The following is an 11,724-nucleotide window of genomic DNA, read 5'->3' as shown; positions in this document are numbered from 1 at the left end:
TGCAACTACGCCGGCACAACTGATCCTCTCCGGTGGAGAAACTCCTCCCGGAAAAACGACCGCCCCCGGCCGACAGGCGTTTCCAGCTGCGCGAATCTAGCCGCGCGCGAGAAACAGTCGGCTGACGTCATTAAATAATGCGAGTGAAGTCAGGAGCAGGATGCACGCGATGCCAACCTTCTGCAGCATCGCTTGCCAGTGGTCTGGTACAGGCTTGCCAGTCAAAAATTCCACGCAATAATACAGCAAATGCCCCCCATCCAGCACCGGAATAGGTAACAAATTCAGTACACCAAGACTGACACTGACCAAGGCCAGAAAACTGACGAAAGGCTGCCAACCCATGTTCGCGGCCCGGCCGGCGTAGTCCGCAACCGTCAGCGGACCGCTCAGATTCTGCAACGACGCCTGCCCGACCAGCATCTTGCCGAGCAGCTTGAGCGACAGCGTACTGGTACTCCAGACCTGGTCTGCGGCGCGGGCAAGCGCCTGAGTGACCGGGTAACGCACCACCTCGGTCTGCACCGCCTGGTTCAACGCTGCACCGAGCTTGCCGACCATGGCTGCCGGCTGCCCGTCCGCAGCAGGCTTGCCCCCGGGCGCGGCATCCAGCTTCACGACCAGATCGGACCGCTGCCCGTTACGCTCGATACCCAGTGTCACGTCCTGCCCCGGGCGGGCGCGGACGCCACGAATCAGTTCGCCGGCCTGGGTCAATGGTTGGCCCTGCCACGTCGTGATCGTGTCGCCGGCCTGAAGGCCAGCCCGCTGGGCGGCTGAATCCGGCACAATTTCCGTAACCTTGACCGGTCCGCCCTTGAGCGCCAGTCCCAGCGTGGCCAGTGGATCCTGCTCCGGATTGCCACCCGTATCGGGTAGGCGCCCAAGCTGGATATCGCGCTCGGTGCCATCGGTGCCGCGTACATGCAATACCGCGCGGGCGTCACCGAAACCCTGGGAGAACACTGCCATGCGCAGGTCATTCCACGACTGCACGGTCTCGGTTGCGCCGTTCGCCGTCAACGACAGCACACGGTCGCCATCGCGCACGCCGGCCTGTGCGGCCACGGTGGCGTCGGCTGGCGCTGCCAGCACCGGCAACGGTTCGCGCATGCCGCCCGCGAACAGCACGACATACAGCGCGATAGCCAGCGCAAAGTTGGCCAGCGGCCCGGCGGCCACGATCACGAACCGCTTGCCTACCGACTGACGATTGAACGCACGCGACAACTCGGCGGCGTCGATGGGCGGATCGGTTTCCGGATCGCGCTCACGCTCGTCAAGCATCTTGACATAGCCGCCCAGCGGAATCATCGCCAGCGTCCACTCGGTCTTGTCCCGTCCCTTGCTGACCCAACGTGCCAGCGGCCGCCCGAAACCAATGGAGAAACGCAGGACCTTTACGCCGCAGGCACGCGCAGCCAGGTAGTGCCCCATCTCATGGACAAAGATCAGGACACAGAGGGCGACAACGAATGCGATGACGGTTTGCATGGTAAATCACCCTTTTTCAGATCCGGCTGCGCCGTGATCGATCAATGCGTGGCCAGTTGTGTGAGCAGTGCCGTCGCTGCCCGGCGCGCTTCGGCGTCGGCGGCGAGCACATCGTCCAGCCTGTCAGCGGAGCCTTGCACGGGCTGATCAAGCACCCCATCGACTACGCGAGCGATATCGGTAAAGCGGATATCTCCGGCCAGGAACGCGTCGACAGCGACCTCGTTCGCGGCGTTGAGCACTGCTGGCGCCAGGCCACCGGCGCGCAGTGCATCGAAGGCGAGGCCCAGACACGGAAAACGCTCGAGATCAGGCGTCTCGAAATGCAGTCCGCCGGCAAGCGTGAGGTCCAGTGGCGTGACACCCGAATCGATCCGCTCCGGATACGCCATGCCGTAGGCGATCGGCGTGCGCATGTCTGGATTACCCAACTGCGCGAGAACCGAACCATCCGCGTAGGCCACCATCGAATGCACGATGCTCTGCGGATGGATCAGTACCTCGATCTTGTCCGCAGGCGCACCGAACAACCAGTGCGCCTCAATGACTTCGAGGCCCTTGTTCATCATCGTGGCCGAATCGACCGAGATCTTGCGCCCCATCACCCACTTCGGATGCGCACAAGCCTGGTCGGGCGTGATGTCATGCAGCGTGGACGGGTCGCGCGTGCGGAACGGGCCACCCGAAGCCGTCAGCAAAACCTTGGACACGCCCATGCCATAACGGGGATCGCTCGTCGGCAGGCACTGGAAGATCGCGTTGTGTTCGCTGTCGATCGGCAGCAGCGTGGCGCCGTGTTCGCGCACGGCATCCATGAAGATGCTACCCGACATCACAAGCGATTCCTTGTTCGCCAGCAGCACGCGCTTGCCCGATCGGGCGGCAGCCAGCGAGGAGCGCAGCCCCGCCGCTCCCACGATTGCCGCCATCACGGCGTCGGTGCCGGCGTCGGAGGCAATCGATTCGAGCGCTTCGGGCCCGTGCTCGACCTGGGTATCGAGACCCGCGCTGCGCAACAGAGATTCCAGTTCGCGCGCCGCCTCGGGTGAACCCACTACCGCACGCGCCGGACGGAATTCCTTGCAGGCAGCGGCCAGCTTGTCCACCTGACGATGGGCGCTGAGCGCATGCACCGTGTACCGGTCCGGATGACGGCGCACGACATCGAGCGTGCTTTCGCCAATGGAACCCGTGGCGCCCAGAATCGTAATGCGTTGCATAGAACCCGTGAAACTCAAAGTTTGATCAGACCCACGATAGCAGCAGCGCCGCCAGCGGGAACACCGGAATCAGGGCGTCGATGCGATCCAGCACGCCCCCATGGCCGGGAAGCAGACGACTGCTATCTTTCATGCCCACCTGCCGCTTGAGCAGCGATTCGAATAGATCGCCGACCACACTGGCAGCAACAAGCAGCGTGGTCAGCACAGCCAGCAGACCCAGGCCACCCTTGTCGGCGATCGTCGAATACCAGGTCGGCGCAAACGCATGGCTAGCTGCCAGCCCCAGTGCCACGGCCATTGCCAACAACCAGCCGCCAATCGCTCCTTCCCAGGATTTGCCGGGACTGATGGTCGGTGCCAGCTTGCGACGGCCAATTGCCTTGCCCACGAAATATGCGCCGATATCTGCCGCCCAGACCAGCACGGCGGCCGTGAGCAACACGCCCACTCCGGCAAAGCGCAGCCCCATCGTCGCATGCCCGAAAGCCGGCAGCATGATCAGGCCGAGTACCGCACCCAGCACGGTGAATCCCGGAGAAGCCTTGCGCACGCCACGCGCCAGCAGCACCAGCGCAACGCCCCAGGCTACCAGCGACGCCTTGAGCAGCCACTCGACGGACCCTGTATCCGCGGTCAGGAAGGCGCCAAGCAGCACCGCCAGGCACGCCATCGCATACGCATACGGCCATGGCCCACGCAGCCCGATCAGCCGCCCGAACTCCCACCCGGCAAGCGCAACGATCACCACGACGAGCGCGCCGAGCGCAACGGGTGGCGCCAGGAACAGGATGGGCAGGATCAACAACAACAGGCATACGGCGGTGATGACGCGGGTAAGAAGCATGCGGCTGCGGTTTCCCGTTGTTGTGAAAGATGGTTCGGACCGGTATCAGGCCGTGCCGGACAGACCCGGCGCCACCAGCTGCGCGCTGGTCCTGCCGAAACGACGCTCGCGCTGACGGTACGAGGCAAAAGCCTTGTCGAGCTCGGCGGCGTCGAAATCTGGCCAGAAGGTATCGGTGAAGTACAGCTCGGAATACGCGAGCTGCCAAAGCAGGAAATTGCTGATGCGCTGCTCGCCACCGGTGCGAATGAACAGGTCCGGCTCCGGTGCATAGGCCATGGCCAGGTGCGGTGCCAGCACGGACTCGTCAATCGTTTCGGTATCGAGCATGGGCGAGCGTGCCAGCATCTTGCGCATTGCCTGGAGCAGATCCCAGCGTCCGCCGTAGTTGGCGGCGATGGTCACGGTCAGGCCGGTGTTAGATGCCGTGCGGGCTTCGGCGTCCTTGATAAGTTGCTGGATGCGCGGGCTGAACCGGTCCAGGTCACCCACGACCCGCAGGCGGATATTGTTGGCATGCATCTTGACCACTTCGCGGCGCAGAGCGGTCATGAACAAGCGCATCAGGAAGGACACCTCGTCGGCGGGACGGCGCCAGTTCTCTGAACTGAATGCAAACAGCGTCAGGAACTGCACACCACGCGAGGCACATGCCTGCACGATGTCGCGCACCGTATCCAGCCCGCGCGTATGGCCAGCCACGCGCGGCAGATGACGCTGCGTCGCCCAGCGACCGTTGCCATCCATGATGATGGCAACGTGGCGAGGCACATAAGTAGTATCGGGAACGCCGAGCGTCGAACTGATATGCTGCATGGATGCGTGGACGATGCGGAACGATCCCGGCGCCCAGGCGCCGGGACGGCCTTACACCGTCATGATTTCCTTCTCTTTCTCGGTCACGAGCTTGTCGATTTCGCCGACGTACCTGTCCGTCAGCTTCTGGACTTCTTCGGTGCCACGACGTTCGTCGTCTTCCGAAATCGTCTTGTCCTTGACGAGCTTCTTGAATTGCTCGTTGGCGTCGCGGCGCAGGTTGCGCACGGCCACCTTGGCGCCCTCGGCCTCGCTCTTCACCACCTTGATCAGTTCCTTCCGGCGCTCTTCGGTCAGGGCTGGCATCGGCACGCGAATCACGTCACCCATCGTGGCGGGGTTCAGGCCCAGGTCTGCATCGCGGATAGCCTTCTCGACGGCCTGGACCATCTTCTTTTCCCACGGCTGCACGGTAATGGTGCGCGCATCGCCCAGACCAACGTTGGCCACCTGGCTGATGGGCACGGGCGAGCCGTAGTAATCCACCTGCACGTGATCGAGCAGGCCGGTGTGCGCGCGGCCGGTGCGGATCTTCGCCAGATCGGTCCTGAAAGCTTCGATGGACTTCTGCATCTTCTGCTCGGCGCTCTTCTTTGTGTCGGCGACGGTCATGTTTACCTCCGGGAAACTACCAGACAGGATCCCGCCCAGGCGGGATCGAAAATGAAACATTCTACTCTGAGGTCGGGCCGAATCCGTATTCTGACGCGGCCCCGACTGCTCAAACGTGTACTAGCGTACCTTCGTCGTCACCCAGGATCACGCGCTTGAGCGCTCCCGGCTTGACGATCGAGAACACCTTGATGGGCAGCTTCTGGTCACGGCACAACGCGAAGGCGGTAGCGTCCATGACCTGCAGGTTGCGGGAGATGGCCTCATCGAACGTAATCGTGGCGTAGCGCGTGGCGCTCGGATCCTTCTTGGGGTCCGCCGTGTAGACGCCGTCCACCTTGGTGGCCTTCAGCACGATCTCGGCGCCGATTTCCGAGCCTCGCAGCGCTGCTGCCGTGTCAGTCGTGAAGAAGGGATTGCCCGTGCCAGCGGCAAAGATCACGACCTTGCCCTCTTCGAGCTGACGGATGGCGCGCGGACGGATGTACGGTTCGACCACCTGATCCATGCGCAGTGCGGACTGCACACGGCCTTCGATGTTGGCGTGGCGCATGGCATCCTGCAGCGCCAGCGCATTCATCATCGTGGCCAGCATGCCCATGTAGTCGGCCGTGGCCCGGTCCATGCCGGCTGCACCCCCGGCCACACCGCGGAAGATGTTGCCGCCGCCGATGACGACGGCGACCTGGACACCCAGCTTCACGATTTCGGCAATGTCATTGACCATGCCCTCGATGGTGGCACGGTTGATGCCGAATGCATCGTCGCCCATGAGGGCTTCGCCGGACAGTTTCAGAAGGACGCGCTTGTAGGCTGGCATGGTCACCCTCGGGCTGGTTCTTGATCGCTCGTTTGAACGGATGGATGGGCGCGGGCGGCACAAGGCTTCTGCGCACCGGCCGCGCATGAATTTGGAAAAACTGGACAACTGGATAGCCGGTTTTCGCGGTCATCTGCCGGCAACGTCCTTTAAAAAGACGCGCAGAGGCCGGTGACCGCGAAAACTGACTGTACGGCGCACATCGCGTGCCGTACTTGTGCAGAGGGGCACCTTGCGGCGCCCCTCTGCATTATACGGTGACCGGGCCAACCTCCCGGAGGAGAAACGGCTCGATCACCTGGACATCAACCCTTCTGGGCGGCAGCCACCTGGGCGGCCACTTCAGCAGCGAAGTCGTCCTGCTTCTTCTCGATGCCTTCACCCACCACGTACAGGGTGAAACCCTTTACGCTGGTGTTGTTGGCCTTCAGCATCTGTTCCACGGTCTGCTTGTCGTTCTTCACGAACGGCTGGTTCAGCAGCGAAACTTCCTTCAGGTACTTCTGAACCGAACCCTCGACCATCTTGGAGACGATCTCGGCCGGCTTGCCCGATTCGGCAGCCTTCTGCTCGGCGATGCTGCGCTCCTTGGCGATCAGCTCGGCGGGCACTTGCTCCGACGACAGCGAGACCGGCTTCATGGCGGCCACGTGCATGGCCACATCCTTGGCCGACACTTCGTCGCCGTCGAACTCGACCATCACGCCGATGCGCGTACCGTGCAGGTACGAAGCCAGCTTGCCGCCATTGGCGTAGCGCACGAAGCGACGGACCGTCATGTTCTCGCCGATCTTGCCGATCAGGGCGGCGCGCACGGCATCAACCGTCGAGCCGTCCATTTCCAGAGCCAGCAGGGCTGCCACGTCGGCCGGGTTCTGCTTGGCCACCAGTTCGGCAACCTTGGCACCGAAGCCCAGGAAGTCGTCGTTCTTCGACACGAAGTCGGTTTCGCAGTTCAGTTCGACCAGCGCACCCGTGGTGCCGTCGATAAAGGTCGTCACGATGCCTTCGGCGGTCACGCGCGAAGCAGCCTTGCTGGCCTTGTTGCCCAGCTTGACGCGCAGCAGCTCTTCAGCCTTGTCCAGGTCGCCGTCGGCTTCCGTCAGGGCCTTCTTGCATTCCATCATCGGCGCGTCGGTCTTTGCGCGCAGTTCTGCAACCATGCTTGCGGTAATAGCCGCCATTTGTCACTCCTTGATTGGTTGGCTTCATCCGGAGCGAATCGTATCCGCGGCGGATGACAACTGAAATCTGTTTGCAAAAAGGGGGCGCCCGAGTGCCCCCTTTTTTGTTGCCGCACAGCAGGCGCCGGTGGCCGGTGTATCCCGGCCTCAGGCGCGAGCGGGCAATCAGCCTTCCTGGACTTCGACGAATTCGTCGTCGCCGCGAGCGGCTTCCACCACTTCCTGAACCGCGTTGGCGCGGCCTTCCAGGATGGCGTCAGCCACGCCGCGCACGTACAGGGCCACAGCCTTGCTCGAGTCGTCGTTGCCCGGGATCACGTAGTCGATGCCTTCCGGCGTGTGGTTCGTGTCAACCACGCCGATCACGGGGATGCCCAGCTTGTTGGCTTCCGTCACGGCGATCTTGTGGTAGCCGACGTCGACCACGAAGATGGCGTCAGGCACGCCGCCCATGTCCTTGATGCCGCCGATGGACTTTTGCAGCTTGTCCATTTCGCGCTCGAACATCAGCGCTTCCTTCTTGCTCATGGTTTCCAGCGCGCCAGCTTCCTTGGCGGCTTCCATGTCCTTCAGGCGCTTGATCGAGATCTTGACGGTCTTGAAGTTCGTCATCATGCCGCCGAGCCAGCGGGCGTCGACGTAGGGCATGCCAGCGCGGCCAGCTTCTTCAGCCAGAATTTCGCGCGATTGACGCTTGGTACCCACGAAAAGCACGGTGCCGCGGTTTGCTGCCAGTTGGCGCACGTACTTCAGCGCGTCCTGGAACATCGGCAGGGTCTTTTCGAGGTTGATAATATGGATCTTGTTGCGGTGACCGAAGATATAGGGGGCCATCTTCGGGTTCCAGAAGCGGGTTTGGTGGCCAAAGTGGCAACCGGCTTCCAGCATTTCGCGCATGGTCACGGACATGTGAGGTACTCCAAAAGGGTTGGTTTCTGAAGTCCGCCCCGACATTCCTGAAAAGGAACACCCCGGATGGGCGGACCAGCGATTTACTAAAAGAATCTTTGCTACAAGAATTCCTGACCGGCAGACCGTTTCCGGTGACTCACCAAGTCAGCCCGCGATTGTAGCAACAAAGTGGCGATCCGCTCAAGCCCCCCAGGCATGACCGCAAAGCGCCCTCCACACCACGCCGCCACGGGAACACACCCACCAATTCCCTGCTTTCCGCGCACGAAGGTGAGATAATCCCGATTTGCGAACATTCCGACGCGGCCGGTGGCTGGGTCATCACATTTCAGGCGAAGCAGCATGAGTATCCATATCAACACCGCCGAAGACATCGCCCAGATGCGCGTGGCTTGCCGCCTTGCCTCCGAAGTCCTCGACTACATCACGCCCTTCGTGAAGCCCGGCGTCACGACCGGCGAAATCGACAAGCTCTGCCATGCATACATGCGTGACGTGCAGGGCACGGTGCCAGCGCCGTTGAACTACGCGCCCCCGGGCTATCCGCCTTTCCCGGGCGCGATCTGCACGTCGGTCAATGACGTGATCTGCCACGGCATCCCCGGTGACCGCGTGCTCAAGAGCGGCGACGCGGTGAACCTGGACATCACGGTCATCACGAAGGAAGGTTACTACGGCGACACGAGCCGCATGTTCGTGGTCGGCGAAGCATCTATCCTGGCGAAGCGGCTGGCCCAGATCACCTACGAATGCATGTGGAAGGGTATCCAGCAGGTACGCAATGGTGCGCGCCTTGGCGACATCGGCCATGCGATCCAGGTGCATGCCGAAGGGGCCGGCTACAGCGTCGTGCGCGAGTACTGCGGCCACGGCATTGGCAAGGTGTTCCACTCGGACCCGCAGATCCTGCACTATGGCCGTCCCGGTACGGGCATGGAGATCAAGACCGGCATGATCTTCACGATCGAGCCGATGATCAACGCCGGCAAGCGCGATATCCGCACGATGCCGGACCAGTGGACCGTCAAGACGCGCGACCGCAGTCTGTCTGCGCAATGGGAACATACGATCCTCGTCACGGAAACCGGCTACGAGGTGCTGACGAAATCCGAAGGCACGCCGCTGCCGCCCGCGTTCATCACGGAAACCGTCGCAGCCTGATCCGCAACAATCGCCAGGGCGCCCACCGAGGCGCCCTTTCTTCTTCCAGCCGTGCCCACGCCCCTCCTCCAACCTCCCATGGACACCACGCCGGAACTGCTGCTGTGCCAGCGCATTCGCGACCGCCTCAAGGCTGACAAGCAGGCATTGTTCGCGGAGTTCGACGCAAACAATCAGGTCGCGCCGCTGGTCACGCGACTGCGCCGTGCCGTCGATGCCGCGTTGATCGAAGCATGGACGGGTCTCGGGTTGCCTGACGATACCGCGCTGATCGCCGTGGGGGGCTATGGCCGCGGCGAGCTCTTCCCGCATTCGGATGTCGATGTCCTGCTGTTGCTGCGCGACGAGCCGGACTCCGACACGGCCACGCGGCTCGAGCGCTTTATCGGACTGTGCTGGGATCTTGGTCTCGAGATCGGCTCGGCGGTACGGACGGTCGACGATTGCATCCGTGAGTCGGAAGCCGACATCACCATCCGCACGTCGCTGCTCGAAGCTCGCCTGCTGACTGGCAACAAGGCGCTCTTCAGGGAAATGCAGGCGCGCTACCTGGCCGACATGGATGCGGGCGACTTCTTCCAGGCCAAGCTGCTGGAGCTGCGCCAGCGCCATGCCAAGTACCAGGACACGCCTTACGCCCTTGAGCCGAACTGCAAGGAAAGCCCAGGCGGCCTGCGCGACCTGCAGGTGATCCTGTGGATGACCAAGGCGGCTGGCCTGGGCGATAGCTGGAAGGAACTGTTCGAACGTGGCTTGTTGACCGAGCGCGAATCGCAGGAGCTGGCACGCAACGAACGTCTGCTCCGCACCATCCGCGCACGGCTGCACCTGCTGGCGGGACGACGCCAGGACGTGCTCGTCTTCGACCTGCAGACGGCACTGGCCGAATCGTTCGGCTATCGGCAGACCACCGCCAAGCGCGCCAGCGAGCAGTTGATGCGCCGCTATTACTGGGCAGCCAAGGCAGTGACGCAACTCAACAGCGTGCTGCTGCTGAATATCGAGGCCATGCTGTTCCCGAGCGAGTCGAAGGTCACGCGAGTGATCAACGATCGATTCGTGGAACGCCAGGGCATGCTGGAGATCACCAGCGACGATCTCTACGAGAAGAATCCGCACGCAATCCTGGAGACGTTCCTGCTGTACGAGCGCACGCCGGGCGTGAAGGGCCTGACGCCACGCACGCTGCGCGGGCTCTACAACGCGCGTACGGTCATGGATGCAAGCTGGCGCAATGATCCCGAGAACCGCCGGCTCTTTCTGGCCATCATCCAGGAGCCGCAGGGCATCACGCACGCACTGCGGCTGATGAACCAGACCAGCGTGCTGGGTCGCTACCTGATCAACTTCCGTCGCATCGTCGGACAGATGCAGCACGACCTGTTCCACGTCTACACGGTGGATCAGCACATCCTGATGGTCGTGCGCAACATGCGCCGGTTCGCCATCGTGGAGCACACGCACGAATTCCCCTTCTGCAGCCAGTTGATGGCGAGCTTCGATCGCCCATGGGTGCTGTGGACGGCCGCGCTGTTCCACGACATCGCCAAGGGACGCGGCGGCGATCACTCGAAGCTGGGCACGGTGGATGCGCGTCGCTTCTGCAAGCAGCACGGCATCTCGCGCGAGGACACGGACCTGATTGCGTGGCTGGTCGAACATCACCTGACGATGAGCCATGTGGCCCAGAAACAGGACCTGACCGACCCCGACGTGGTCAAGGCATTCGCCCAGGTGGTGGGCAACGAGCGCTACCTGACGGCGCTGTACCTGCTGACCGTGGCCGATATCCGCGGCACGAGCCCGAAGGTGTGGAATGCCTGGAAGGGCAAGCTGCTGGAAGACCTGTACCGCATCACGCTGCGCGTGCTCGGCGGCGCGCGGATCGATCCGCACTCGCTGTGGGCGCAGAAGCGCGACGACACGATCGCCCAGCTCCGGCTGAACGCGTTCGACCCGGAGCAGGCCAAGCCGCTCTGGGACAAGCTCGACATGTCGTTTTTCATGCGTCACGATGCGCGCGACATCGCCTGGCTCACGCGGCACCTGTACAACAAGGTGAACAGCCCCGACCCGGTGGTCAAGGCACGCATCTCGCCGGCCGGCGAGGGTCTGCAGGTGGTGGTCTACGTGAAGGACCAGCCCGATCTGTTCGCGCGCATCTGCGGATACTTCGAGCGCAAGGCATTCTCGATCCAGGATGCCAAGATCGAGACCACGCGCGACGGATATGCGCTGGACACGTTCCAGATCACGGACCCCGGTCTCGATGGCGACTACCGCGACATCCTCGCGCTGGTGGAGCACGAGCTTGCCGAGCGGGTGCGGCTGGAGTGCCCGCTGCCCGAAACCACCCAGGGACGTCTGTCGCGCCAGTCGCGCAGCTTTCCGATCAAGCCGCGCGTGGACCTGCGTCCCGACGAGCGCGGCCAGTACTACCTGCTGTCGGTGTCCGCCAACGACCGCACCGGCCTGTTGTACGCCCTGGCTGGCGTACTGGCCAAACATCGCGTGTCCGTGCATTCGGCACGCATCAATACGCTCGGCGAACGCGTGGAAGACGTGTTCCTGGTCGATGGCTCGCGCCTGACCGCCGACAACCGATTGCAGATTCAGCTTGAACAGGATTTGCTCGACGCACTGGACATCTGATCCTCC

At 62.9% G+C, this 11,724-nt stretch carries 10 protein-coding genes; 2 read left to right on the top strand and 8 right to left on the bottom strand.

What is annotated here, in order from left to right:
* Positions 1–96: 96 nt before the first annotated feature.
* The 8 genes from rseP to rpsB all read right to left on the bottom strand — a co-directional run bounded on the left by rseP (position 97) and on the right by rpsB (position 7,902).
* Positions 97–1,494: an RIP metalloprotease RseP gene (gene rseP, locus FFS21_RS09610; RefSeq protein ID WP_137924601.1), complete on the bottom strand. Its 1,398-nt coding sequence runs from the start codon at positions 1,492–1,494 to the stop codon at positions 97–99.
* A gap of 41 nt (positions 1,495–1,535) precedes the next feature.
* Positions 1,536–2,714, bottom strand: a complete 1,179-nt coding sequence (gene ispC, locus FFS21_RS09605) for a 1-deoxy-D-xylulose-5-phosphate reductoisomerase (protein WP_137924600.1) — start codon at positions 2,712–2,714, stop codon at positions 1,536–1,538.
* Positions 2,715–2,739: 25 nt separating this feature from the next.
* Positions 2,740–3,561, bottom strand: coding sequence for a phosphatidate cytidylyltransferase (locus FFS21_RS09600; RefSeq protein WP_137924599.1), 822 nt, complete (start codon positions 3,559–3,561; stop codon positions 2,740–2,742).
* Positions 3,562–3,606: 45 nt separating this feature from the next.
* Positions 3,607–4,377 carry an undecaprenyl pyrophosphate synthase gene (gene uppS / locus FFS21_RS09595; protein WP_137924598.1) on the bottom strand — a complete coding sequence of 257 codons (771 nt, stop codon included), beginning with the start codon at positions 4,375–4,377 and terminating at the stop codon, positions 3,607–3,609.
* A 51-nt stretch (positions 4,378–4,428) separates the two neighbouring features.
* Positions 4,429–4,989 carry a ribosome recycling factor gene (gene frr / locus FFS21_RS09590; RefSeq protein WP_137924597.1) on the bottom strand — a complete coding sequence of 187 codons (561 nt, stop codon included), beginning with the start codon at positions 4,987–4,989 and terminating at the stop codon, positions 4,429–4,431.
* 109 nt (positions 4,990–5,098) lie between these two features.
* Positions 5,099–5,809 carry a UMP kinase gene (pyrH, locus tag FFS21_RS09585; protein WP_137924596.1) on the bottom strand — a complete coding sequence of 237 codons (711 nt, stop codon included), beginning with the start codon at positions 5,807–5,809 and terminating at the stop codon, positions 5,099–5,101.
* Positions 5,810–6,114: 305 nt separating this feature from the next.
* Positions 6,115–6,993: a translation elongation factor Ts gene (tsf, locus tag FFS21_RS09580; RefSeq protein ID WP_137924595.1), complete on the bottom strand. Its 879-nt coding sequence runs from the start codon at positions 6,991–6,993 to the stop codon at positions 6,115–6,117.
* A gap of 165 nt (positions 6,994–7,158) precedes the next feature.
* Complete coding sequence (gene rpsB, locus FFS21_RS09575) at positions 7,159–7,902, bottom strand: 30S ribosomal protein S2 (RefSeq protein ID WP_137924594.1); 744 nt, start codon at positions 7,900–7,902, stop codon at positions 7,159–7,161.
* 345 nt (positions 7,903–8,247) lie between these two features.
* Here rpsB and map point away from each other — a divergent pair, with 345 nt between their 5' ends.
* Together map and FFS21_RS09565 are read left to right on the top strand one after the other, a co-directional pair.
* Positions 8,248–9,066, top strand: a complete 819-nt coding sequence (map, locus tag FFS21_RS09570; RefSeq protein WP_137924593.1) for a type I methionyl aminopeptidase — start codon at positions 8,248–8,250, stop codon at positions 9,064–9,066.
* Between the two features lie 78 nt (positions 9,067–9,144).
* Entirely contained in the window at positions 9,145–11,718 is a 2,574-nt protein-coding gene (locus FFS21_RS09565) for a [protein-PII] uridylyltransferase (protein ID WP_137924592.1), read from the top strand.
* The last annotated feature ends 6 nt before the right edge of the window (positions 11,719–11,724 follow it).

Origin of the sequence: Cupriavidus sp. 2SB (assembly GCF_005503625.1) — a bacterium.
Classification (GTDB): Bacteria; Pseudomonadota; Gammaproteobacteria; order Burkholderiales; family Burkholderiaceae; genus Cupriavidus.
The sequence above is the reverse complement of the archived record's forward strand: the minus strand, read 5'-3'. Positions and strand labels throughout refer to the sequence as shown.

What these genes read in the sequence shown, in the direction of transcription:
- rseP (WP_137924601.1), bottom strand. Translation starts at nt 1,494, where the DNA reads ATGCAAACCGTCATCGCATTCGTTGTCGCCCTCTGTGTCCTGATCTTT.
- ispC (WP_137924600.1), bottom strand. Translation starts at nt 2,714, where the DNA reads ATGCAACGCATTACGATTCTGGGCGCCACGGGTTCCATTGGCGAAAGC.
- map (WP_137924593.1), top strand. Translation starts at nt 8,248, where the DNA reads ATGAGTATCCATATCAACACCGCCGAAGACATCGCCCAGATGCGCGTG.
- FFS21_RS09565 (WP_137924592.1), top strand. Translation starts at nt 9,145, where the DNA reads ATGGACACCACGCCGGAACTGCTGCTGTGCCAGCGCATTCGCGACCGC.
- FFS21_RS09600 (WP_137924599.1), bottom strand. Translation starts at nt 3,561, where the DNA reads ATGCTTCTTACCCGCGTCATCACCGCCGTATGCCTGTTGTTGTTGATC.
- rpsB (WP_137924594.1), bottom strand. Translation starts at nt 7,902, where the DNA reads ATGTCCGTGACCATGCGCGAAATGCTGGAAGCCGGTTGCCACTTTGGC.
- pyrH (WP_137924596.1), bottom strand. Translation starts at nt 5,809, where the DNA reads ATGCCAGCCTACAAGCGCGTCCTTCTGAAACTGTCCGGCGAAGCCCTC.
- frr (WP_137924597.1), bottom strand. Translation starts at nt 4,989, where the DNA reads ATGACCGTCGCCGACACAAAGAAGAGCGCCGAGCAGAAGATGCAGAAG.
- uppS (WP_137924598.1), bottom strand. Translation starts at nt 4,377, where the DNA reads ATGCAGCATATCAGTTCGACGCTCGGCGTTCCCGATACTACTTATGTG.
- tsf (WP_137924595.1), bottom strand. Translation starts at nt 6,993, where the DNA reads ATGGCGGCTATTACCGCAAGCATGGTTGCAGAACTGCGCGCAAAGACC.